Genomic DNA, 23,710 nt, shown 5'->3' with positions numbered 1-23,710 from the left:
GGGCTAGGGCTTTTGTACATAATGATAGTAAGCCACAATGGCCGAATAGTTGGTGAGAATACCATCCAGCGCCCCCCCATCGATGAACTGACGAACAAAGTCGGGCACGTCGAGCGTCCAGACAAAGACCTTCAGGCCCGCTGCCTGCATCACTTTTGCCGACTCAACGGGGTTGCCAAGGGTAAAGCGGGGCGCCCAGACTTTGGCATTGATACGCCGGGCGATAGACGTATCCAGCTCACAAAGCGACGGAGCCGACAAGTGGTCGTCGAGGGCTTCAAACTGGTTCAGCGTCGTCTCGGTGGGCAGGCCGATGTAGATGTTTACCTTCCGGCCCTGTGCGGCGGCTTTGGCGATGTATTTTTTGTGAATTTCCCGAATCAGGGGCATATCCCGAATCAGCTTACTATCCATCCAGACCGTTTGCAGGGGCGTGTCGTCGATTACGGCGGTCAGTGCTTCTTCCAGCGTGGGTATCTGTTCGCCGTTAACCAGCCGCACCAGGGAGGTGAGCTGTTTGTAGGTATAGTTCTCTACCGGACCGATAAGGCCACTTTTCTGCGTCAGACGCAGGTTAAGCTGATCGTCGTGATACAGAATGGGTACACCGTCTTTCGTTTGCCGAATGTCGAATTCAACACCCGTGGCCCCTAGCTCTGGTGCCAGCCGGATAATCTCGACCGAGTTTTCGGAGGCGGGCAGCAGATCAGAGGTGCGCCCTCCGCTGCGGTGAGCTATAATCTGAAACGGCTTGGGGTTCAGCGGCCGGTTAAACGAGAGCGTCAGGGGATATTTCTGGTTTTCTTCTCCGTTGCCGTACATGCCCTTGAAGACTACATCGCCCGGTTTTAGCGCCTGGCAGCAGTCAGGGGCCAGCAGCACACGGGCGCCGCCGTTTCGCCGCACCACAAAGCGGGCCGTACCTACGTCGGCATTAACCAGCCGCCGCCAATAGCCGAGAAATATAATGGAGTCGGCTACCTGCCTGCCTTCCAGCACAAAATAGGTAGCCTGAGGCTCACAGAAAAGCGAGAAATGGTAGGTGGTATCGACTTTGTTTTTTACCGTGTAACTCCACTTGGCGGCAATTTCGGCACCAAAAACATCTGAGCCGTCAGATACCGCATACACTCCTTCGCAGGCCTTGCGGGTTTGAGCAAACAGCAGTTTGGCACCGGGCAGATCCAGACCGGCCTTCAGGTTCTGCGGAATGACAACGGCCGTATCGAATTTGGTACGGCACCCTCCCCCCAGATACGCGACAAAACCAGCCAGCAGAAACAGGGTCAGGGAGCGAAAAAAGGATACGTTCATAGCGTTGGAATGGTATATGGCAGGGGCTACAAAAAGAAGCCCATAAACACTTCGGGATAAAAAATATTTCGGTCGAACGTATCGTACAGCGACCAGAACTGCCAGTTGAAATTGGTATAGAGTGCCCGGAAACCAATGGCCGCATGGCGACGACCAAAAAAGGCCTGTTCCAGCGTGACCGTGGCCCCATACCCGTTCGAGACAATCCGCCCGTCGTCAGACACGGTTTGGCCTACGGCCGTTCTATTCAGCAGGCCTAGGTCTTTTTGCAAGCGAAACGTAACCAGCAGGTCACGCGAGGAGCGAAACCCAACCGCCACGTCGGCAGCCCCCATAAACCCAAAGCCGCTCGTGTTGAAATCGGCCAGCCGGAGCATACCAAACCAGCCGCCCAGACCTGCCCCCGCCGAGCCGTAGAAGCGCCCTTTTATGGGAAAGGTGCGGCGCAGGCCTGCCATGGCGTTGTTTTGCAGAAACTGGAATTTCATCTCTCCTGTTAAGGCCAGGTTCTTTGTCAGCCCCCGGAGAATGACCAGATCACCCGCCGGTACGTCAATTTGCGTTTGTTCGGTAATATCGCGGGGCGACGTAGTAAATGTTACGCCCAGCGTGGCCCGGTTGATGCCCCTGGCCAGTGGGTACGGGAAATGCACAAAAGGCACCTGCGGCGAGGTGGAGTCGGGAGCTACAAATCGGCCTTGTTGGTAAGCCCGCCGGTATGGATTGGGCGCTCGTTTGGTGCGGCCAGGGCGTTGCTGTCCCCAGGCCGATGCCGTCGTGAGCAGCAGCAGTATAATGATCAGTAATCGTGCGTGAATCATGGTGTCATTAGCAGCCGCCAGGGCTACCAATGTGTAACTAACGGGTCACTCCAGAAAAAGTTAAGCAACCTTACTGTGTCGTCCTACGGCCACCTGTCCTTCAACTGCCGGGCCAGACAGCGCCCACAGGCCTACGTAGGTAAACAACCCATTGAGTAACAGCCGCTCAAAGCTGAAAACGTAGCCATTGAACCACTGCTGCGAGTGGCTATTGACCCAGTAGGTAAAAAACGGCGAGGCAAGGCAAACCAGCGGTACCCAGCGGTCGCGCACGGGGCGGCGGTTGAACAGGCCAAACGCATATAGGCCCAGCAGTGGTCCATACGTATAGCCCGCCAGGTCAAAGACGGCCGTGATGACGTCGCCGCTGCTGAGCCGTTTGAAAATGACGATCACCACCCAGAACAGCACCGAGAAACCAATGTGAACCCGGTGTTTGATCCGCGCCCGGTCTACTTCGGGCTTGTTTTCTACGTTCATGAAGTCTACACAAAATGAGGTTGTCAGGGCTGTCAGGGCCGAATCAGACGAGGCGTAGGTGGCGGCGGTGATACCCAGCAGGAAGGTAATGCCCACAATTGGACCAAAATGGTTTAGCGCCAGCATGGGGTATAGGTCGTCGGTTTTGGCGGGGATGGCAATGCCTTCGGTGTTGGCGTAGAGGTAAAGCAACGCGCCCAGGCAGAGGAACATGAAGTTAACTACGGTGAGCGTGATGGTAAACCAGAACATGTTTTTCTGGGCCTCGCCGATGTTTTTGCAGGTCAGGTTTTTCTGCATCAGGTCCTGATCCAGCCCGGTCATGACAATGGCAATGAACGCCCCCGAAATGAACTGCTTGAAGAAATTACGCGGGTCGTTGAAATTATCGAAATAGAAGATCTGCGAATACGGGCCGTTTTTGATAGCCGCGCTCACCTGCCCAAAATCGAGCTTCAACTCCTTGGCAATCAGTATAATGGTGAGCGCCACGGCCGTTACCAGAAACGTGGTCTGGAGGGTGTCGGTGATGATGATCGTTTTCACGCCACCCTTGAAGGTGTATAGCCAGATAAGCAGAATGGTGATGGCCACCGACACTTCAAACGGCACGCCGAGGTCGTTGAAGATGGCCAGTTGCAGCACGCCTGCCGCCACATACAGCCGCACCGCCGACCCCACCGTGCGGGCCAGCAGAAAGAACCCCGCCCCCGTCTTGTACGACCAGAAACCGAAGCGCTTTTCGAGGTAGCCGTAGATCGAAATCAGGTTCATGCGGTAGTAGAGTGGCATGAGCACGGTGGCAATGACATAGTAGCCCACGATGTAGCCCAGCACCACCTGAAAGTAGAAGAAGCCTTTGTAGCCCTCGAAGCCTTTGAAGATGCCTCCTACGGCCCCCGGCACTGAAATGAACGTGACGCCGGAGAGCGACGTGCCGATCATGGCGAAGGCCACCAGGTACCAGGGCGACTGTCGGTTGGCGGTGAAAAACGTGTTGGTGTCGGCCCCGCGTGAGGTGTAGTACGACACCCCGATAAGCATAGCGAAATAGGCGATCAGGATGACCAGTGCGATGGTGGAATTCATTGAAAAAGGGCAACTTTTAAGCCCTGTATGGGGTTATTTTAACGGGCATTAACCGGCCAAATTTCCATAAATTTGCCAAGAATCAATCAACTAGCTGCGCTGTTATGACGCCGTTTTTTCAACCCGAGGTAGAGGTACTGGACGAAGTAGTGGAGACGGAGGTGTACAACCTGGTGGTCTTCAACGACGAAGTGAATACATTCGAGTACGTCATCGACACGCTGATGGAGGTTTGCGAGCACACGCCCGAACAGGCTGAGCAGTGCACGCTTTTGATTCATTACAAAGGCAAATGCACCGTCAAGAATGGCGGTTTCGAGGAGTTGGTCCCCCTGCGCAACGAGATCTGCCGCCGCGGCATCTCAGCGGAAGTCATGAACTGATTGCGGATTGGGGATTGCGGATTTCGGATTTGCCAGACTGCCATGTTACCAGGTAGTTTCTCGTTCGAGTTCCACAATCCGAAATCCGAAATCCCAAATCATAAATCCTTTGGAGTTCCCCTCGAAGCTAATTGAAGATGCGGTAACGGAGGTGTCGAAGCTGCCGGGCATTGGTAAGAAAACTGCCCTGCGGCTGGTGTTGCACCTGCTGAAACGCGACGAAGAACAAACCCAGACGCTGGCGCAGTCCCTGACAGCTATGCGCACGAAGGTTAAATACTGCCAGCGTTGCCACAACCTCTCCGACGACGATCTCTGCACGATCTGCGCCAACCCCCGCCGCGACGGGTCCATTATTTGCGTAGTGGAAGATACCCGCGACGTGCTGGCGGTGGAGAATACGGCGCAGTATAAAGGCCTCTACCACGTGTTGGGGGGCATTATTTCGCCCGTCGAAGGCATTGGCCCCTCCGACCTGCACATCGAATCACTGATTCACCGGCTGGCCAACAACATTCAGGCCGACGAACCGGTGAAGGAAATTATTCTGGCGCTCAGCCCCACGATGGAGGGCGACACCACGGCGTTTTATCTGCAAAAGAAACTCCGCCCGTTTAACCTCCGTATTTCGACCATCGCCCGTGGTATTCCCATCGGTGGCGACCTCGAATACGCCGATGAAGTCACCCTGGGCCGGAGTATCCTCAGCCGCGTGGTGTACGAGTAACGGCCGTCCAGTTAGTCATAAAAAGACCCTCAGCGTAAACTGAGGATCTTTTTATGACTAACGGTTACCTGATAAGTTCTCCTCCAATTCGTATTGAACCCTCCACCAGTATGTCCAGGTCGGCCAATTGGGTGCGGTGGTTTACGTGCGCGACGCGGATGGCGTACCGGCCACCAAGCAAGGTGTATGAGGGAGTAGCGATACCTTGCTCGTGAAGACGCATCAGGATTTCCTTGTTTAGCGCATTCAACGCGTCGGTGTCTCGGCCATCGCGGGGGTTGAACCGGTAGCAGACAATGTTCATTGGCGCAGGAGCCAACAGTTCGAGTTGCGGTTCATCATTGATTCGTTGCGCCAGGTACTGCGCCTGCTCGATGTTCTGGGCAATGACCGCGCCGAGTCGGTCAACACCGAACGTCTTAAAGCTCATCCAGACTTTCAGTGCCTTAAACCCGCGCGACAGTTCGATGCCATAATTGCTGAGCGAATCGGGGCCACCGGCCAGCCCACGCTCATGCCGGGCCAGATACGTCGGTGTCATGGCAAAGGCGTCGCGGTGCAGGTCGGCGTTGCGGATGAGGGCGCAACCCACTTCATACGGCATGGACAGCCACTTGTGCAAATCGAATGCCACGCTGTCGGCCCGTTCGATGGCCGCGAGTGAATGGGCGTAGGCAGGCACGAGTTTAGCCAGGGCACCAAACGCCCCGTCGACATGAAACCAGAGGTTGTACTGCTGGCAGAGGTCGGCGATGGCATCGAGCGGGTCAATGGCCCCGGTGTTGACGGTGCCGGCGTTGCCCACTACGCAGAACGGGTGTAGGCCCGCCGCCAAATCAGCTTCGATCATTGATTGCAGGGCCGTATCATCCAGCTGGTAACTGGCGTTTACGGGCACCTTGCGCAGGGCCTCGCTGCCCAGGCCCATTACCTCGACAGCTTTCTGAACACAGCTGTGCGTTTCGGCCGACGCATACAGCACCAGCGGTCGATCGGTTCCGCGTACACCATACCGTCTGATCCGGTCACGGTCGGCCGTATGGCGTGCTACAAGCAAGCTGGTGAGGTTTGCCATGGTGGCCCCGCTGACGAGCATACCGCTGGCGTTTTCGGGAAAATTCATCAGGGCTTTACACCAGTCAATTACCTGCTTATCAACGTACATGGCCGCGTGGTCGCCGATGGTCACATTGGGCGTCATGCCCGACGCCAGCATGCCCAGGGGTGTACCGGTGGTTTGTACCCACGAAAAAAACCGGGGGTGAATGTTGCCGTTGTTGTAGGGCAGGATGTACCGCAAAAACTCGGCATAAACGGCTTCGGCAGGTTGGCCTTCAAGAGGTAGCGGCTGCGCCAAATGGGCCTTTACGTCGTCGGTGGGCGCTTTCCAGGCGGGTTGTTCGCCAATCTGTTGCAGGTAGTCGAACATATCGTCGACCATGCGGTGGCCCAGGGCGCGCAGGTCGTTCCAATTGTCGGGATCAAGCGAAAGGGTTTTTTTCAGGGTATTCATAAGCAGTTGGCAAGGTACTATTTCTACCCGAAACACTGAGCCGCTTCCCAACCGAGCATAGCCTGTTTGCGGGCCACACCCCAGCGGTAGCCGCCAAAAAGACCCGTTTTTTTGATCACCCGGTGGCACGGAATCAGGTAGCCAATGGGGTTTTGGCCAATGGCCGTGCCCACCGCCCGCGATGCCGAAGGCTGCCCAATGGCCTGGGCAATCTGGTCGTAACTCACCAGCGCACCCTCCGGTATGTTCAGCAGTGCCTCCCATACTTTCAATTGAAACGCCGACCCGCGCATCATCACCGACATGGTAGGTAAGCTACCTGTCTTATAGCTGTTTAAGGAGTTGGCAAACGCAGCATCGGCCAGAGGTTGCAGGGCGGCAGGGTCATGCACAAGCGTGGCGTTGGGCCAGGTCTGTTGCACGATGGCTTCGGGTAAATCGGTTTCAGACAGAAACTGGAGCACCGCGACTTTACCGTCGATAGCCCCCAGCACATACGGTCCAAACCGGCTCACGAATTGTCCGTAGGTAAGCGTCATACCCGCCCCGGCCTGCTTGTACTGTCCCGGCGTGACGCCCTCGATGGTTACAAACAGATCATGCAGCCGCCCCGTCCCCGACAGGCCCGCATCTTGAGCGGTGTGAAGCAGCGACTGCCCCGCGCGGAGTTGTTTCTTGGCGTAGTCGAGGGTAAGATACTGGCCAAATTTCTTGGGGCTAACCCCTGCCCATTCGGTAAACAGCCGCTGGAAATGGTACTCGCTGAGGTTGGCCCGATCGGCCAGATCAGTCAGCGAAGGCTGTTGCTGGAAATTGGCCGCCAGGTGTTCGATAGCCTCGGCAATCTGGGCATAGGTGTAGGGGGAAGCCGTAGTCATCATTGCGCTAGTTGATACCCTCAAAAGTCGCCGTTTCCCCCACCGCGATCAACCCGATTCTTGCGGTATTGGTAAGTTGTTGGCTATAGCCAACAACAAACACAAAAAAGGCTCCCCACAGATGTAGGAAGCCTTTTCAAGACAAACTTCTTTTACTTAATAACCCGGATTCTGCTGCTTGCTCAGCACGGGGTTGTTCAGGATTTCTTCCTGCGGCAGCGGCCACACAAACAGCCGGTCTGTGTAGGCAATAGCAGGCAACAGCGCGAACGTCGTGGCCGGGTTGTTAGTGTACAGCGGCGCGAAGTTTAGAATGGTGTTGTTCGCTTTTGCCGGTATACCCGTTGCCTGCCGGTAGGTGGCATCTGTCGACAGCCGGTGAATGTCCAGCCAGCGCATGCCTTCGGCCAGGAATTCGGGGCGGCGTTCGTTGATGATCGCCCGCACCAGATCGGTACCGGTAGCGAAGCTGGCGGCGGTGTACTGGCTAGCCGCATCCGTATTGGCGCGGTTGCGCACGGCACTCAGCAGGGTTAGCGCACGCGGGTCAGAGGGTGTTGTCCGGGCCAGCGCCTCGGCCATCGTCAGCAGCACTTCGGCATACCGAATGATGGGCGCATTGTCTGAACGGTTTACCACGTCGACGTATTTCCGGCTGAAATTGCCCCCGCGACCTGCCGCCGATGGGGCGTCAGAGGCTACGGCCGCCGCCGACTTCCGCAAATCCGTAGCGGGGAAGAACGGCTGATTCCACAGGATGGGGCTGATGGCAATGATACCCCGGCCACCCACGCCCGACGCGTTATACATAGACGCGGGAGCACCGTTGACACCTCCATTGTCTACGTCGTTGTTTTCAATCGAGAAGATCGACTCCGTATTGTTCTTATTACCGGCTCCAAACGCACCCAGGGGCGAGGCCGTGAGTTGGTAAGCACCAATGGGGCTGGTCAGCGCTCCCGTTGCTGGAACAAGTTTGTTGCCTTCCTTGATTACCTCGGCCCAGTTGTTCTGGTGCAACCGTACCCGCATTTTCAGGGCAATAGCGGCACCCTGCGTGGCCCGCGTGATCTTGTTGGTGCGGGTAGCCGGCAATACTGACTCGGCGTAATTCAGATCTTCGATCAGCTTATCGTAGCACTCAGATACCGTGTTGCGGCCCTGTTGCACCACCTGATCCACCGTGGCGCCGCCCGTAACAGGCTGCGTCCGGTACGGAATACCACCGTTGGCAGCGGTGGGGTTATCACCAAAGGGACGGGCAAAAAATACCAGCAGGTAATGATGCCCCAGGGCGCGCAGAAAACGCATTTCGCCTTTGTAAGCATCAATTTGCGCCTGCGTCAGCGCAGCCGTCGGCTTGGCCGTTTCCAGACCGGCCAGCACCACGTTGGCGCGGTTGATCATGGCGTAGGTCGTCTGCCAGAAGAAGCCGTTGTTGGGCGAAGAAGCATCGTAGGTGCTCCGGTAGGTGACGGCATAGAACGCCTGCACGCTGACCATGTCTTCACCCCGCATGTCGCCCTGCTCCAGATGCGCCGCGCCGAAGGGATAGCCCCGCACCACGCCCGTTGTCAGGCTACCGTTGTAGAAGCCCGACTGGGCACCGTCATAGACCCCGGCCACGGTTAGTTCCAGCCGCTCAGGGGTTTGAAAAGCCGTTGTTTCCGACAGGGCAGTTTGGGGTTGCAGGTCGTTAACCTGGCACGAACCCAACCACAAACCCAGGCTCAACAGCATGTATTTATGTGAATTGCGAATCATATGTCTTGGTAGTTAGAGGCTGGATACCGGATAGTAGATGTTGGACAGTAGACGTTAGACCCAAAACAACTCTTTGGGCAGTAGTCCAGCATCCAACAGCCATTATCCCGTATCCAGTGTCGTCTGTTAAAGGTTAAAAACCGATGTTCGCGCCGAAGTTGACGAACCGAATCTGTGGGTTCGTGTTGAAGTCGATCCCGAATTGGCTGTTGGTATCACCGTTGGCGTTCAGCTCGGGATCGAGACCCGTGTACTTGGTGAACGTAAACGCATTCTGCATCTGGGCAAACACCCGCACGCTACGTATGTACTGCCCCGTACCAAACAGGCTCTTGGGCAGGTTGTAGCCCAGCGAGATGTTCTGGATGCGCACGAAATCACCCGACTCCACAAACCGGCTGATAGCCTGCCCGGTGAAGTTGATCACGTTGCCCGCGTTGAGCACCATGCGGGGCACCGTTGTGATGTCGCCCTCCTTCCGCCAGCGGCTCAGGATCTCGGTACCGTTGTTGTTGAAATCCTGGTTGAGCAGGGTCTCCTGACGCGTCACGTTCATGATCTTGTTGCCACCCGAATACCGGATAAACACCTCAAGATCAAAACCTTTGTAGGTAAATGAGTTGGTGATACCGCCAAAATAGGTGGGGTTGGTATTGCCCAGAATCCGACGGTCGCCGATGATATTACCGTTGGCATCGAGCGTCGAAACGTCCTGCGAGCTGAGGGCTGCCCCGGCCACCGCACTGAAATTACCCGGTGCTGCAACGTCGTAGAACGAATAGGCACCCGAGGCATTGCGTTGTACCAGCTGGCCATTTCCTTTCACGTACAGTGCATTACCATTGTTGGGGTTCACCCCGGCATACTGGTAGCCATAGATAGCACTGATGGGGCTACCCACACGGTTGATGGTGTACGTGAAGTTGATGGGCTGATCTACTCCATTCTGGTCTTTGTTCAGGCCCGTAATCCGGTTTTGAATCGTCGAGAAGTTCAGGCCCACATTCCAGCGGAAATTGTCTTTGTTGATGGCTGCAATGTTCAGCGACAGCTCATAACCGCGGTTATACATCGACCCTACGTTCCGGCTGATCGAGTTGTTGGGAATACCCAGCGACGGGGCCGTGGGGGCCGCCAGAATCAGGCCGTCGATGGCGTTGTTGAAATAATCAACGCTACCCGTGATCTGGTTGTTGAGCAAACCAAAATCGATACCCGCGCCAAACTTCGTCGACGACTCCCACCGCAGATCGGGGTTACCCGCCTGCACGTAGCCGATACCGTTCTGGCTGGCGTACTGCGACGCACCGAACGTACCTACGTAGGGGAATGAGCCGATATCGACGTTACCTACCTGCGCCAGGCTAACCCGGAATTTCAGGTCGTTCAACGTCCGGCCTACGCCAGACCGCTTGTAGAAATCTTCCTGCGAAAGCCGGTAGCCCAGTGAGCCACCCATAAACGTACCGCGACGGTTGGCAATGGGTAATGACGAAATACCATCATTCCGGATGCTGAAGCTGGCCAGGTACTTGTCGTTATACGAATACAGCAACCGCGCGAAGTACGAATCGAAGCCTTCCGGTGTGAAGCTACCGCTCGAGGTCTGGGTAGAATACGAACCAGAGATCAGCCCGTTGGTCAGGAAGAAACGATCCGAGAAATTGCTGCCACCGGCCGTAAATGAGGCGTAGTTTGTCTTCTGGTACTCGTTACCCAGGGTCAGCAAGATGTTGTGCTGCCCAAAGTCGCGGTTCAAGGTCAACACGTTCTGCCAGTTCCAGCGGGCCACCTCACGCGAGGTCTGGCTGATGATACCGTTTGACCCACGACCATCGCCGTGACGAGGGTCATACGACAGAAAATCGCGCAGGTTGGTGTAGTCTGTACCAATCTGCGACCGGATGTTCAGCCAGTCGGTGATATTCACCTGCGCAAAGGCGTTGGCCAGAATACGGTTGGTTGTGGCCCGGAACAGGTTGTTATCAATCGCAAAGGCAATGTTCGTGTAGTTGTTGTCGATGTTCCGCAGGTTTGGCCCGCGACCCAGCACCGCCCCGTCCGACGAGATATTGTAGCCCGTTGGGTTGTTGGCGTCGAAAATGGGTGTATTGGGGAACAACCGCGCCGCCGCTGATACGTTACCCGACAGGGCGTTAGTACCTGTATTGAGGCCGTTGTTGCTCGTTTGTGCTACCTGCACTTTCGCGCCCACCTGCAGAAACTTGTTCATCGTGTGGTCGAAGTTGGTAGTAAACGAATACCGGCGCTGCTCGTTGGGTTTAATTGACCCGACGATGTTATTGAAGCCCAGCGAGAAATAGTACCGGCTCTTTTCGTTGGCACCCGACACGTTCAGGTTATAGTCCTGCGAAGACCCCGTGCGGAAGATATAGTCCTGCCAGTTAGTGGTTACGTCGCCCAGCACAGCCTGTGGTTGCGCGGTTGGGTCGGCGTTGAGAATCTTCTCATTCTGAATCTCCACAAACTGCGCCGGGTTGAGCAGATTGAACCGTGAGCTGGGGTTGGTGATGCCGCCCGTTACGTTCAAATTAACCCGTACGGCACCCTGACGGCCTTTTTTGGTTGTAATCAGGATCACGCCGTTGGCCGCCCGTGAACCGTAAATAGCCGTGGCCGCACCGTCTTTTAGCACGTCATACGTTTCAATATCCTGCGGGTTGATGTCGGCCAGCGGGTTGGTGTTTGTCACCCCGCTTTGGTTACCCGTGTTGATGGGTACTCCATCGACCACCACCAGCGGCGAGGCTCCCGACGTGATCGAGTTGGTACCGCGAATACGAATGCGCGGCGCCTGACCCAAAATTCCCGACGGCACCGTCACCTGCACACCGGCGGCCCGACCTGCCAGCTGCTGGTCGAAGCTGGGCGTTACCAGCTGCGAAATAGCCGCTCCGTTCACCGTCGAAATCGACGACGTGGTGCGCGCCCGGTTGGTTGAACCGTAGCCAATTACGACCACCTCATTCAGTACCCGCTGGTCAGACGTAAGCGTCACGTCGATGATGCTCTGATTGCCCACGATGATTTCGCGCGAGCCATAGCCGATGAAGCTGAACAGCAGCACCTGACCGCCGTTTGTTTCAAGGCTGTAATTACCCGTGGCATCGGTGGTGGTACCGCGCTGTGAGCCTTTCACCACCACACTTACGCCCGGCAGGGCCGAGCCATCTTCCTGTGAGGTTACCCGACCGGTAACGCGTTGCGCTTGTGCAACAGCCACCGAGAGCAGCCAACAGAGCAGCACACCGTGGAGTGTTACAAAGCTTTGTAAATATGATTTTCTCATAAACATTTGTTTGGTTTTTGTTTGTCTGAAGCGTTCAAACGACTGGTCATTAGACTTAAAAACGAATTAAAATTTTTTGAGGGCACGAAAGTACATAACGGTCTATTTATTACCTATGAACTGTTGGAAAAATAAAAATTATGACTAATAACACTTAAGTATTTTATTGATATTCAATTTTTATAGTAAGCATTTTAACTCATAAAAAAAGAGCCGTACCATACGGCTCTTTTTTTATGAGTTAATGGATTTATTTTTACCACTCAATGGGTTGTAAACCCTTGCTGGTGAGGTAGTCGTTGGCCTGGCTAAAATGCTTGTTGCCAAACCAGCCGCCCCACTGTGCTGCCATGGGTGAGGGGTGTTTGGCTTTCAACACCAGGTGCTTCGATTCGTCAATGACGGCTCCCTTCTTTTGGGCATAGGCCCCCCAAAGCATGAAAACAACGTTTTCTTTCCGTTCCGAGATCAATTTGATCACCGCGTCGGTGAAGGTTTCCCAGCCCTTGCCCTGGTGTGACCCGGCCTGACCGGCACGCACTGTAAGCGTTGAGTTAAGCAGCATCACGCCCTGTTCGGCCCAGCGCTCCAGGTTGCCCGACTTCGGAACGGGCTTGCCCAGATCATCCTGAATCTCTTTAAATATATTAATCAGCGACGGTGGTTTGGTAATGCCCTCCGCTACCGAAAAAGCCAGCCCGTTGGCCTGCCCCTCACCGTGATAGGGGTCCTGCCCCAGAATCACTACCCGCGCCTCATCGAACGAGCATTTATCAAACGCATTGAAAATTAATTTGCCCGGCGGAAATACACGTTGTGTGGTATATTCCTGCCGAAGAAATTCGGCCAGTTTCGGGAAATAAGGTTTGTCGAACTCAGCTTGAAGATAGGGTTTCCAGGAATCGGCGATGATGACGTTCATAATACGAGGGGCCGGAGAGGAAAACCGGCAAAGCGGCTTTCTCCGTATGTAGTTGGGTGTTAGTGGTTGACTTTCGTCAGGAAAAAAAGTTGGCGGTGTCCCGATTGGAATACCAATCTTATCAACCTATTTTACGTTGCAAGGTTGTCAAAATCGATTCATTAACATGATCACGGCTGTCACAGAGGGCGTAAAGGTGAGTGTAAAGACAGAATACCAGCACGACTATTCCAGTCCGATGCAGGCACATTATGTATTTACGTACCGCATTGCCATTGAAAATGTGGGTGAACATACGATTCAGATTCTGCGCCGCCACTGGTTTATCCATGACGCCAACGGCCTGGTACGCGAAACCGAGGGCGAAGGCGTAGTGGGCCTGCAACCCGTGCTCGAACCCGGCGAACGCCACGAGTATGTGTCGGGCTGTAACCTCCACGCCAGCATGGGCAAGATGGTAGGCACCTATCTCGTCGAGCGGTTGATCGACGGCAAACAATTTCGTATTCAGGTGCCCGAATTCACGATGGTGGTGCCTTTTCAGTTGAATTAGTACTTGATCGCTGCGTATCTCCGCCATCTCTGGCAAGCCCGCGACGAACACGCCCTGCACTCGCCGTTCGTCTATTCACTCTATACACAGGCCATCCGTAGTCGCGCCAAGCCGGCCGCCACGGCTCAGATTGAAGCCTTGCGCAAAGCCCTGTACCGTTCATCCGAAACAATACAGGTTACGGACTATGGTGCCGGCTCGCGTACCCGCAACGGCACGGTACGTTCGGTAGCCGACATAGCGCGCGCGGCGCAGAAATCTCCCCGTTACGCCCAATTGCTGTACCGACTGGTGCGGCACATGCAGGCCAGAACCGTGCTGGAACTCGGCACGTCGCTGGGCCTGACCACCGCCTACCTGGCGCAGGCCGTAGCCGAAACGGGGGGCCAACTGATCTCCTTTGAGGGGTGCCCCAGCATCGCCAGCCTGGCCCGGCAGCACCTGACGCAGCTCCACTGCCCGCCGGTCGAGATTGTGGAGGGCAATTTAGACCAGACATTAGCCAGCCGCTTAGTCAATTTAACCTCGCTTGATCTGGTCTTTTTCGACGCCAACCATCGCTACGAACCCACCCTCGCCTACTTCGAAACCGCGTTGACCAAAGCGCACAACGATTCCCTGTTTGTCTTCGACGACATCCACTGGTCGGCCGACATGGAACGGGCCTGGGCGGCCATTCAGGCCCACCCCGCCACCCGCGTCACCATAGACCTGTTTGGCGTAGGCCTGGTTTTCTTCCGCCGCGAACAACCCGAACAGCACTTTATCCTGCAGTTTTAGTGACGCACCGCTGCGTTTTGCATCCTGATTCTAACGCTCTCCACTACGGCTTGTCGATGCAGGCTTGTGCCTCGTCGACAGCACGAATACGTAGTATAAATACGTTGTTCGTAAATTAGGGATTGCTAATCAGGAAGGGCTTTCCGCACAGATTACTTATTCAAATATGACCATTCGTCATTTAGTATACGCCACGTCGGGTATTATGCTACTGCTGGGGGCTTGCCAGCGTCAGGTAGCCGACACGGTCACGCCGACAAGCACCGGTACGGATTCGTTTGCGCTGATGCAGGACCGTATTCTAACACCCACCTGTGCTACGGCGGGTTGCCACGCCTCGGAGGCCGACGCGAGTTTTAAGCAGCATGGCCTGGTGTTGGCCAAAGGCTTAGCCTTTGCGAATCTGGTGAATGTGGCGCCGAAAAATGCGCTGTCGCTGGCCGACGGTCACAAGCGGGTGAAGCCATTTGCCTCGCTGGAGAGTCTGTTGTTTCATAAACTCAACCCTGACGCCAGCCACCACGCGGGCAAAGTCTACGGCAACGCCATGCCCCTGGGCGGCACCCCACTGACGGTGGGCCAGATCGAGTTCGTGCGCCGCTGGATTGAAGGGGGCGCACTGCCAACAACAAGCTACGTTGATCCGGCCCTGCTCGACGACAAAACACCTTCTACGAGTACTACAAGCCTATTTACACCACCCGCTGCTCCTGCTAAGGGGACTGGTTTTCAGCTAAAAGTAGAGGCATTCGATATAGCCCCCAATTTCGAGCGGGAGCTATTCACCCGGCAGGCAGTAGGCAACACCGAAGACATTTATGTAAATCGGTTTACGGTGAACATGCGCTCGGGCAGCCACCATTTTCTGGCCTACGATTTCGAGAACAAGTCGCTGGCCCCGCCGATGAACACCATCCGCGACCTGCGCAATCCCGACGGCACCCTGAACCTGCTGACGGCGCTTCAGATGTCGAACCATGTCTATCTGGCCGGTAGCCAATCAGCCACCAATGATTATTCCTTTCCGGAGGGTGCCGCCCTGCTCATTCCCGCCAACGCAACGGTGGATCTGAACGTGCATTACGTAAACAAGACCACGGCCGTTACGAAGGGCGAAGCGTACATGAATTTCTATACCACCCCCAAAGCAGCGGTAACCAAGGTGGTGAAGACGCTGAACATGGGGAATACAAGCCTGAGTATTCCGGCGGGCACGACCAAAACATTTACCAAAACGTTTCTCGTTGCCAAAGACATGCAGGTGCTCACGCTCACGTCGCACATGCACAAGCTGGGCGTAAAATTTGTGATTAAAATTAAGGGTGGTGCCCGCGACGGTGAAGTGGTCTACACAACCACCGATTGGGAACATCCCGACATTATCAATTTCAAAACACCTATTCTGCTCGCTAAAGGCGAGGGCCTTATTTCGGAAATTACGTATAACAACACCACGGCCAAGACAGTCAATTTCGGTCTTACCAGCGAAGACGAAATGGGCATCATCTTCGGGTATTATTACGAGATCAATTAATTGGTCCGCTGGCGATAATCCTCCTATGCTCTCCCTGTTAGATTTGCCTTTATTGATTACAACGCTGGATCTAGGGGAATTGGTCCAACAGGGACTCTACCGATGCGGTATGCTAATAATAGCATTATATTAAATGAACTACGAATCAGTAACTGCGTTTTATAGTATTGATCAACTTGAATTAACCCAAGCTATAAGATAGCAATTTTAGCGCACCAATTGCGTGTCAGGTTGCCTATTTTAGGCACAGCGTGCCGTAACATCGGTAGAAAATAGTAGTACATTTGTTGATTCATAACCTCACAAGTAGACAGCACGCTAACATTGGAATTTCACATGTCTCGTTAAAATAGTATGATGAAGCCCTTATCGTCTGAAGAAAGAAAACAAGCAAAAATCATTAAACACACCACCATCTATTTGTCCGTCAATACTTTCGCTTGCTACTTTATACCACATTTTTTAGCCTGGGTGCATTACGTTATCAATGGTTTATTTATTCCGAGACGATTCTTTTACAGCATTACCCGCCCTAACCAGGATATGACCCCATTATACTCATTAATGCTGCTCATCATTACTATCGAGTTGATTGGACTGTTAATAGGCCTTCACCGTTTTAATACGGGTTACACTATCGCTTCATCATCTAAAAGATCGCCTCTGATTCCTTGGCTAACAACAATCCTTGTTGGAGTGATAACTACGAGCTTGACCTTAAAGGAGTTCTCATATCTGGTTGACGAATTTTAGTCTTTTTTGGCAATGCAAGTGCGCTTGCATAAAATAGCAGAAGAAACGATATCCTTCCGTAATTTTTTATTTTGTACAAATCAGTTTTATGTATTATTAAAGCCACCTTCTTACCTTTGCCTTGTAAGCGAGGTATTCTTGCCCAAACTTTCGTGTTAGATAGCTTTCCTCACGTTTAATAATATATACCTGAACGAGTAACAGAAGAAATGGAAAAAGAATTATATTCCACCAGTTGCCAATAAAACAACTCACGCTCAGGTAAACAATAGCTAAACCAACATACATAGGATTTCGGGTAAAGTTATAAATACCAGTAGTTTGAAGGGAAGTTGCCGACTTCATTGTAATAACTGTATTTTTACTATTAAAAAATTGCCTTAAACTACTGACCAAGAAAAACGAAGCTATTATTAGCAAAACTACGCCAATAATTTTTATCCACTGATGATGAAATAATACATCATTGATGGATACCTTTTTTTGAATAAACACGGCCACCAAAAAAGTCAATACATATAATAGGGGTGGCGGGACGTAAACGCCTGGATTATCTTTCTCAGCTTCCATACTTATTTCTTTAATGGATGTCTTTACAAAAGGTGTCTCCTGATCAGCAAGTAGCCAAAATCGGTGTCCGTATCGAAGAAGTTTTTATGTATCGGCTATCTTTTCACTATAACAATCTTACTCGAATGTCATGCCGGAACGGGCCAGCAGAAAGCGAGCGCTGGGTGTTCCTCTAACACATTCGACTACTTGCCGTTACTCGGTGCTATTTTGCAGCATGAAACGCTCGTTCCTGTGTACGGTTCTTGGCCTGGCAATCACCACCGCCACCCACGCTCAACTCCCCGCCCCTACCCCTTCCCCGGCCCCCTCTCCCGCCGACCGCATCGCGCGGGTACGGGCTGCTCTGCCGGTGGTGGAGAAACTATACCGCGACTATGCTGCGCAACGCCACATTCCAGGGCTTGGCTTTGGCGTGGTAATGGATGGGCAACTGATTTTTGGATCGGGTGCGGGGGTAAATAACCTGACAAGTAAGACGCCTGCCACGGCACAGTCGCAGTTCAGGATCGCGTCGATGACCAAAAGCCTGACGGCGATGGCCATTTTGAAGCTGCGCGACGAGGGTAAACTCCGCCTCGACGACCCCGCCTTCACCTACGTACCTGAACTGCGGAGCCTCACACCGCTTACCTCCGATGCGCCGCCCATAACGGTCCGGCACCTGCTCACCCACGCGGCGGGCTTTCCCGAAGATAACCCCTGGGGCGACCGCCAGCTCGCCGATTCCGAAGCCGAGTTTACCCAGTTTCTGAAAGGCGGCGTGTCGCTTTCCAATGTGCCGGGTGTGGCTTATGAATACGCAAATCTGGGCTTCACGCTGCTGGGCCGGATCATTACCAACGTAGCACAACAGCCTTACCAGCAATACATTACGCAAAATATCCTGCGTCCGCTGGGTATGAACAGCACAATATGGGATTACCGGCAGGCCGACCCAAATCGGTTTGTAACGGGCTACCGCTGGCAGGAGGAACAGTGGTTGCCCGAAGTTCCACTGGCCGATGGGTCGTGGGGCGCGATGGGCGGACTGATCACCACCGTCGAGGATTTTGGCAAGTACATGGCCCTGCACCTAAGCGCCTGGCCAGCCCGCTCTGAACCTGAAACCGGCCCCGTAAAGCGCAGTTCCCTCCGCGAAATGCAGCAACCGTGGAATTTTCGGGGCCTGAATGGCGCCTACAAATACCCGTCGGGCCGGACGGTAGCACAAACCGGCAGCTACGCCTACGGCCTTGGCTGGACCCGCGACAGCGACGGGCGGGTGAGTGTGGGCCATAGCGGAGGCCTGCCCGGCTACGGCAGTGAGTGGCAAATCCTGCCCGATTATGGTATTGGGGTGGTAGCCTGCGCCAGCCTCACCTACGCCGGGCCGCGTGGCCTGAACACCGCCGCCCTCGACACCCTAATTACGCTGGCTGGCCTAAAACCGCGTCCAGTGGTTGTATCGGCCATTTTGCGGCAACGACAGGCGGAACTGTTGCAGTTGCTGCCCACCTTCAACGGGGCCGATGCCAGTGGAATTTTTGCCGAAAACTTCTTTCCCGATACGCCGCTACCCCTGCGGCAGAAGGCATTGGCAGCCCTGTTCGGCAAGATCGGCCGGGTGGTGCGCGTGAGCGAGATGGTGCCCGAAAACAATCTCCGGGGCACGTTCCAGATCACAGGCGAGCGTGGCACCGTCGACGTGTTTTTCACCCTCACGCCCGAACGCAACGCGCTTATTCAGCAGCTTGATCTGCGCGAATCAACAAAGTAAGCTGACTGCTTAAGCGGTCAATAATCATCCCTACGATGCGTCGGGTTAGCTCGGCTTCGTCGGCCAGAAAAGCGGATAGTTCGGCAGTAGTAAACTGACCCACGACGGTGCCAACCAGCAGGTTTTTAAATTTTTGATCAGTGCGAATCGTGTGGTCGATGTAGGCTACCTGTTCGGGTTGGGTGATGCGGGCAAACCTGCCATCGGGACCACCCTGTTTTCGCTTGACGAGGTAGTTCCGAAACAGGCTAGTAAACAGGTCGTTGTGTAGTTTCAGGATAGAACGCAACGTCCCGTTCTGGAATGCTTCCGGCGACTGTTCCACCGTCGGTTCGGTATCAATCTGAGGGCGCAGGGCCAGGAGAGCTTGGTCTTTTGTGGTCATGTTGCCTAGTGTGGCTTTGCGCTTGACGCTGTGTGTGGCTCCGCGTTGTAGCGTGGCTTCGCGCGGGCTGGCTTCGCGCGTCGTGCCCTTCGACAAGCTCAGGGTGACAGGAAAGTTGAATCAACTTAGGAAGATTGCTTATTTGCCTGTCACCCTGAGCTTGTCGAAGGGCACGACGCGCGAAGCCAACCCGCGCGAAGCCAACCCGCGCGAAGCCACACAGCATCAAGCGCGAAATCCCTGAAACTGTTTCAGACAGATCAACTTGCCAATGGTGCTGAACCTGCTTTGCTATGAACAGGCTTTTTTCACAAAAACTCCATCGGGTTCCAGGCAATGCGGGTATCGTCGAAAAAGGTGTTCATTTCGGCAAAGTCAGCGGCGTCGATCTCAAAGTCGAAAACATCGAAATTGGCCCGGATACGCTCTTTCTTTACTGATTTCGGGATGGTTACCACGCCATGTTGCATCGACCAGCGAACCAACACCTGGTAGGTACTCTTACCGTACTTCTCGGCAATGCGCACTAGTTTGGGGTCGTTCTGTTTTAATCCACGTACCAGCGGCGCATAGCCTTCGGGCTGAATGCCTTTGGCCCGGCAGTAGTCGAGTTCATCGGGCAGGTAGCAGTAGGGGCTAAATTCAAATTGATTTACGGCGGGTGTTACAGTGGCCGTTTTAACTAGTTCATCGAGGTGCGGCTGGTAATAATTACACACGCCGATGGCCCGAGTCCGACCTGTCTCATAGATTGTTTCCAGTGCCCGCCAGGTCTCGGCCCGGTGTTCGCGCACGGGCCAGTGGATCAGGTATAGGTCCACCACGTCGAGCTGAAGTTTGTCCAGGCTCCGGTCGAAAGCGCGAAGTGTTTTGTCGTATCCCTGGTCGTCATTCCAGACTTTGGTGGTAATAAACAGCTCGTTACGCGCCACACCGCTAGCCAGAATGGCATCGCCTACTTCGCGTTCGTTGCCATAGGCCGACGCCGTATCGATCAGCCGACAGCCCAGTTCAAGGGCGTCTTCCACCGCCTGCTGCACTTCGTTGTTATGCTGCGGCGCGTACACGCCCAGGCCCAGGAGGGGCATCTCGACGCCATTGTTGAGGGTAACGGTTGAGTTCATGCGTAATTAATTGTTGGTTAACAGGATTGTAATGATGTAGTTTCGTGCGGGTTGGTTTCGCGTTGTGGTGTGGCTTCGCGTTGTAGTGTGGCTTCGCGCGTCGTGCCCTTCGACAGGCTCAGGGTGACAGGGAAGTTGAATCAACAACCTGAACTGCATTAAATGGGCTGTCACCCTGAGCCTGTCGAAGGGCACGACGCGCGAAGCCAGCCCGCGCGAAGCCACACTACAACGCGGAGCCACCGCACAGCGCGGAGCCCATTTGCGTGAGCAATAAATAATAAAAGTAAAGCTGCCTGTAGCGGGCAGCTTTACTTTTTCGGATAAACAGCCAAACACATCAGGCAAATATTCGCCAACCATCAAAGCACCTCCACCACGGTATCGGAAATGACGTTCCAGGTTAGCTCTTTGTTATCGTCCAGATCTACTTGCAGGGTGTCGCCTTTGTTGACCTCGCCGGAAATAATCATGCGGCTGATGGGGCGGCGTAACTGAGAGCGAATGACGCCTTTGAGCGGACGGGCACCGTAGCGTGGCGTGAACCCGCTGAGGGCCAGAAACTCGCGCGCGGCGGGACTGATGTCCAACGCTATACCCTGCCGACGCATGGGTTCGGTGAGGCCGCGCAGGTGGATGTCGAAAATCTTGACCACGTTTTCTTCCGAAATCGGCGCGAACGGGACAATCTCGGTGAGGCGGGCCAAGAATTCGGGGCGGAAGTGCTTCGACATAATCTCCATCAGGTCATTCGGGGCGGGAATGATGCCTTCGCCAAACTGCCTCACCACAAACTCAGAGCCAATGTTCGACGTGAACAGTACCACGGCATTGGTGAAGTCGCCTTCTTTGCCCAGCCGGTCGTGGAGTTTGCCTTCGTCCAGGATTTGCAGGAATATATCAAACACCGATGGGTGGGCTTTTTCAATCTCGTCAAACAACACCACCGAATACGGTTTCTCCCGGATTTTGTTTACCAGCATGCCACCCTGCTCGTAGCCCACGTAGCCCGGAGGGGCCCCATAGAGCAACGCCGCCGAGTGCTCTTCCTTGAACTCCGACATATCGAACCGGATCAGGAATGACTCGTCGTTGAACAGAAAATCGGCCAGGGCTTTGGCCAGTTCGGTCTTGCCAGTACCGGTGGGTCCAAGCAGAAAGAACGCCCCCGTCGGCTGTTTCCCGCCCGACAATCCCGCCCGCGATTCGAGGATGCTGGCCGTCAGCGTGCGAATGGCGTGGTCCTGACCCACCACCCGCTTACGGAGCACATCATCCATTTTCAGCAGGCGTTCGCGCTCGTTGGTTTGCAGTTTACCCATCGGGATGCCCGTTTTGGCAGCCACCATCGCGGCAATGTCCAGCTTCGTAACCAGTTCGTGTGGTTTCTCGGCCAGGGGCATTAGTTCGGCAATGCGGTTGGTCAGGTAGTCGCGCAGCACGCCGGGAATCTCGATGGTGTCGGGCTGGGTATCGTCTTCAATTTGCTGCTGTAAAATAGGGCTGACCTTGTGTTGCACCTGCTGCAAAATCCACTGATATTCAGCCAGTTGCTTAGCATCGTCCCACTCGGCCATGTGGTCGGTAGCGGTGGTTAGCTGGTCGCGGAGAGTGGTTAAGTCCTGCATGGCGGTGTCGCCCATCGACCGGATGGCGGCCATCGTGCGGTCGAGTAAATCGATGGCGGCATCGGGCAGTCGACGATCTTTGACGTAGCGTTGCGCCAGCCGAACGGCCTCTTCGGCCACGCCCTCGTCGGTTTTGAGGTTATGGTGTTCTTCGTAGCGCGGAATCAGCGTTTCTACCATGCGCGTGGCGGCTACGGTGGTAGGCTCGTGCACGTGCAGTTGCTCAAACCGGCGACTAAACGCTTCATCTTTCTCCACGTACTGCCGGTATTCATCGAGCGTGGTAGCGCCAATTACGGTCAGTTCGCCGCGGGCCAGTTCGGGCTTCAGCAATTGCGACACCCCCGCCCCCACCGAGCCGTTGGGGTTGAGCAGCATGTGGATTTCGTCGATAAACAAAATGGCCTTATCGTGCTGCTTGATCTCGTTGATGACGTTTTTGATCCGGTCTTCCACCTCGCCTTTATACGATGCCCCGGCCACCAGTGAGCCGAGGTCAAGCTCATACAGTTCGGCGTTCTGGAGGCTGGCGGGCACGGTGCCGGCCACAATAGCCTGCGCGAACCCTTCAACCAGGGCGGTTTTGCCTACGCCCGGTTCGCCAATAAGCATGACGTTGGGTTTGGTGCGCCGCAGCAGAATTTCGAGCATTAGCCGAAGCTCGCGGTCGCGCCCTACGATGGGGTCTACCTTGCCGTCGCGGGCATCTTGTGTCTTGTTTTGGCCAAATCGTGCCAGCGCTGATTCCGTAGCCGGGGTACCACCAGCCGCATCCGGTCCACTGCCCAATGCCGGGGCAGCGCCACCTCTTTGCCCGTTGACGGCGGCCTGAATATGGCGGTCGTCTTTGGCGGCGTCCAGCACCTCTTTTTGCGTAACGGGCAGCGATTTTAGCTGGTCGGCGGTGAAGGCCACATTGGCTTTGAGCAGAGCCGCCAGCACGTGTTTCGGCTCTACTTCCATGCTTTCGAACTGCGTGGCAATGAGGTCGGCCAGTTGCATCACCTGCGTGGTGGTGGCATCCTGAATAGGGTCTGTTACACCGTTGACAGCCTTCGGAGTCAATTCGAGGCGGTAATCGGCCCAGTCACGAAGGAAATAAACGTCTTTGCCCAACGCTACCAGCCAACTAGCCAAACCAACATCATTGTGAAGCAACCCAAGCAACAAATGAGCAGGTGTAATGGCTCCGTGACGGTACTCGTGGACGTGCGCTTTAGCGATGTCGAACGCCCGTTTGGTTTCGGTAGATAGCAGCATAGGGGCAGAAGCGGGTTGACCAGCGAAGTTACCCGGTTGAGTTAGTATACGTAACTAAACGAGTGACTTGTTTGCTTTCGTATTTCGCTCCTTACTGTGCGGTATGGCACAAAAAAAGCCCCCAAATAGGGGGCTGAAGAGAATTTTTTCTTTGTCATCCCAA

The 23,710-nt window shown here is 54.7% G+C and carries 18 protein-coding genes; 6 read left to right on the top strand and 12 right to left on the bottom strand.

The genetic code is table 11. The annotated features are described in order from the left end of the window. Positions 1–3 precede the first annotated feature (3 nt). The 3 genes from J2I47_RS03940 to J2I47_RS03930 are packed head-to-tail and all read right to left on the bottom strand — an operon-like array spanning position 4 to position 3,704. On the bottom strand, positions 4–1,314 hold the full coding sequence (locus J2I47_RS03940) for a glycerophosphodiester phosphodiesterase (protein ID WP_207363260.1): 1,311 nt from the start codon (positions 1,312–1,314) through the stop codon (positions 4–6). 26 nt (positions 1,315–1,340) lie between these two features. Next, on the bottom strand, positions 1,341–2,135 hold the full coding sequence (locus tag J2I47_RS03935; protein WP_207363259.1) for a hypothetical protein: 795 nt from the start codon (positions 2,133–2,135) through the stop codon (positions 1,341–1,343). Positions 2,136–2,195: 60 nt separating this feature from the next. Next, on the bottom strand, positions 2,196–3,704 hold the full coding sequence (locus J2I47_RS03930; RefSeq protein WP_207363258.1) for a sodium:solute symporter: 1,509 nt from the start codon (positions 3,702–3,704) through the stop codon (positions 2,196–2,198). Positions 3,705–3,808: 104 nt separating this feature from the next. Here J2I47_RS03930 and J2I47_RS03925 point away from each other — a divergent pair, with 104 nt between their 5' ends. Together J2I47_RS03925 and recR are read left to right on the top strand one after the other, a co-directional pair. Then, positions 3,809–4,087, top strand: coding sequence for an ATP-dependent Clp protease adaptor ClpS (locus J2I47_RS03925; RefSeq protein ID WP_207363257.1), 279 nt, complete (start codon positions 3,809–3,811; stop codon positions 4,085–4,087). Between the two features lie 109 nt (positions 4,088–4,196). Beyond that, positions 4,197–4,814 (top strand): recombination mediator RecR, encoded by a 618-nt coding sequence (recR, locus tag J2I47_RS03920; protein ID WP_207363256.1) that lies wholly within the window; start codon positions 4,197–4,199, stop codon positions 4,812–4,814. Positions 4,815–4,878: 64 nt separating this feature from the next. Here recR and J2I47_RS03915 read toward each other — a convergent pair whose 3' ends face one another. From J2I47_RS03915 to ung, 5 genes are all read right to left on the bottom strand, one after another. Further along, positions 4,879–6,327, bottom strand: coding sequence for a pyridoxal phosphate-dependent decarboxylase family protein (locus J2I47_RS03915; protein WP_207363255.1), 1,449 nt, complete (start codon positions 6,325–6,327; stop codon positions 4,879–4,881). Positions 6,328–6,350: 23 nt separating this feature from the next. Beyond that, complete coding sequence (locus J2I47_RS03910; protein WP_207363254.1) at positions 6,351–7,205, bottom strand: methylated-DNA--[protein]-cysteine S-methyltransferase; 855 nt, start codon at positions 7,203–7,205, stop codon at positions 6,351–6,353. A 156-nt stretch (positions 7,206–7,361) separates the two neighbouring features. Next, the gene (locus J2I47_RS03905) at positions 7,362–8,969 is read right to left on the bottom strand and encodes a RagB/SusD family nutrient uptake outer membrane protein (RefSeq protein WP_229374267.1); all 1,608 of its coding nucleotides are present in this window, start codon (positions 8,967–8,969) and stop codon (positions 7,362–7,364) included. Positions 8,970–9,102: 133 nt separating this feature from the next. Beyond that, positions 9,103–12,279, bottom strand: a complete 3,177-nt coding sequence (locus J2I47_RS03900; protein ID WP_207363253.1) for a SusC/RagA family TonB-linked outer membrane protein — start codon at positions 12,277–12,279, stop codon at positions 9,103–9,105. Positions 12,280–12,535: 256 nt separating this feature from the next. Further along, the gene (gene ung, locus J2I47_RS03895; RefSeq protein ID WP_207363252.1) at positions 12,536–13,201 is read right to left on the bottom strand and encodes a uracil-DNA glycosylase; all 666 of its coding nucleotides are present in this window, start codon (positions 13,199–13,201) and stop codon (positions 12,536–12,538) included. Positions 13,202–13,367: 166 nt separating this feature from the next. On the opposite strand from ung, the gene apaG reads away from it, so the two are divergent. The 3 genes from apaG to J2I47_RS03880 all read left to right on the top strand — a co-directional run bounded on the left by apaG (position 13,368) and on the right by J2I47_RS03880 (position 16,068). Further along, on the top strand, positions 13,368–13,754 hold the full coding sequence (gene apaG, locus J2I47_RS03890; RefSeq protein ID WP_207363251.1) for a Co2+/Mg2+ efflux facilitator ApaG/CorD: 387 nt from the start codon (positions 13,368–13,370) through the stop codon (positions 13,752–13,754). Between the two features lie 3 nt (positions 13,755–13,757). After that, a complete protein-coding gene (locus J2I47_RS03885) occupies positions 13,758–14,534 on the top strand; it encodes an O-methyltransferase (protein WP_207363250.1) in 777 nt (258 codons plus the stop codon). 166 nt (positions 14,535–14,700) lie between these two features. After that, positions 14,701–16,068: a monooxygenase gene (locus J2I47_RS03880; RefSeq protein WP_207363249.1), complete on the top strand. Its 1,368-nt coding sequence runs from the start codon at positions 14,701–14,703 to the stop codon at positions 16,066–16,068. Between the two features lie 849 nt (positions 16,069–16,917). Here the strand turns inward: J2I47_RS03880 and J2I47_RS03875 are convergent. Further along, a complete protein-coding gene (locus J2I47_RS03875) occupies positions 16,918–17,391 on the bottom strand; it encodes a methyltransferase family protein (RefSeq protein ID WP_207363248.1) in 474 nt (157 codons plus the stop codon). Between the two features lie 217 nt (positions 17,392–17,608). On the opposite strand from J2I47_RS03875, the gene J2I47_RS03870 reads away from it, so the two are divergent. Next, positions 17,609–19,150, top strand: a complete 1,542-nt coding sequence (locus J2I47_RS03870) for a serine hydrolase domain-containing protein (RefSeq protein ID WP_207363247.1) — start codon at positions 17,609–17,611, stop codon at positions 19,148–19,150. Here the strand turns inward: J2I47_RS03870 and J2I47_RS03865 are convergent. From J2I47_RS03865 to J2I47_RS03855, 3 genes are all read right to left on the bottom strand, one after another. Further along, positions 19,113–19,631, bottom strand: coding sequence for a hypothetical protein (locus tag J2I47_RS03865; RefSeq protein WP_229374266.1), 519 nt, complete (start codon positions 19,629–19,631; stop codon positions 19,113–19,115). The genes J2I47_RS03870 and J2I47_RS03865 overlap by 38 nt on opposite strands. A 212-nt stretch (positions 19,632–19,843) precedes the next feature. Next, positions 19,844–20,659 (bottom strand): aldo/keto reductase, encoded by an 816-nt coding sequence (locus J2I47_RS03860; RefSeq protein ID WP_207363246.1) that lies wholly within the window; start codon positions 20,657–20,659, stop codon positions 19,844–19,846. A 362-nt stretch (positions 20,660–21,021) separates the two neighbouring features. Further along, a complete protein-coding gene (locus J2I47_RS03855; protein ID WP_207363245.1) occupies positions 21,022–23,547 on the bottom strand; it encodes an ATP-dependent Clp protease ATP-binding subunit in 2,526 nt (841 codons plus the stop codon). Positions 23,548–23,710 lie beyond the last annotated feature (163 nt).

It is taken from the genome of Fibrella rubiginis (genome assembly GCF_017353185.1).
GTDB lineage: Bacteria > Bacteroidota > Bacteroidia > Cytophagales > Spirosomataceae > Fibrella > Fibrella rubiginis.
Note: the sequence above shows the minus strand (reverse complement) of the source record. Positions and strands in the feature narration are given on the sequence as shown.

Bases quoted from the DNA above. Each gene is read 5' to 3' on its own strand.
- J2I47_RS03855 (WP_207363245.1), bottom strand. From the start codon at position 23,547: ATGCTGCTATCTACCGAAACCAAACGGGCGTTCGACATCGCTAAAGCG.
- J2I47_RS03875 (WP_207363248.1), bottom strand. From the start codon at position 17,391: ATGGAAGCTGAGAAAGATAATCCAGGCGTTTACGTCCCGCCACCCCTA.
- apaG (WP_207363251.1), top strand. From the start codon at position 13,368: ATGATCACGGCTGTCACAGAGGGCGTAAAGGTGAGTGTAAAGACAGAA.
- J2I47_RS03925 (WP_207363257.1), top strand. From the start codon at position 3,809: ATGACGCCGTTTTTTCAACCCGAGGTAGAGGTACTGGACGAAGTAGTG.
- J2I47_RS03870 (WP_207363247.1), top strand. From the start codon at position 17,609: ATGAAACGCTCGTTCCTGTGTACGGTTCTTGGCCTGGCAATCACCACC.
- J2I47_RS03940 (WP_207363260.1), bottom strand. From the start codon at position 1,314: ATGAACGTATCCTTTTTTCGCTCCCTGACCCTGTTTCTGCTGGCTGGT.
- J2I47_RS03935 (WP_207363259.1), bottom strand. From the start codon at position 2,135: ATGATTCACGCACGATTACTGATCATTATACTGCTGCTGCTCACGACG.
- ung (WP_207363252.1), bottom strand. From the start codon at position 13,201: ATGAACGTCATCATCGCCGATTCCTGGAAACCCTATCTTCAAGCTGAG.
- J2I47_RS03860 (WP_207363246.1), bottom strand. From the start codon at position 20,659: ATGAACTCAACCGTTACCCTCAACAATGGCGTCGAGATGCCCCTCCTG.
- J2I47_RS03880 (WP_207363249.1), top strand. From the start codon at position 14,701: ATGACCATTCGTCATTTAGTATACGCCACGTCGGGTATTATGCTACTG.
- J2I47_RS03900 (WP_207363253.1), bottom strand. From the start codon at position 12,279: ATGAGAAAATCATATTTACAAAGCTTTGTAACACTCCACGGTGTGCTG.
- J2I47_RS03910 (WP_207363254.1), bottom strand. From the start codon at position 7,205: ATGACTACGGCTTCCCCCTACACCTATGCCCAGATTGCCGAGGCTATC.
- J2I47_RS03930 (WP_207363258.1), bottom strand. From the start codon at position 3,704: ATGAATTCCACCATCGCACTGGTCATCCTGATCGCCTATTTCGCTATG.
- J2I47_RS03905 (WP_229374267.1), bottom strand. From the start codon at position 8,969: ATGATTCGCAATTCACATAAATACATGCTGTTGAGCCTGGGTTTGTGG.
- J2I47_RS03915 (WP_207363255.1), bottom strand. From the start codon at position 6,327: ATGAATACCCTGAAAAAAACCCTTTCGCTTGATCCCGACAATTGGAAC.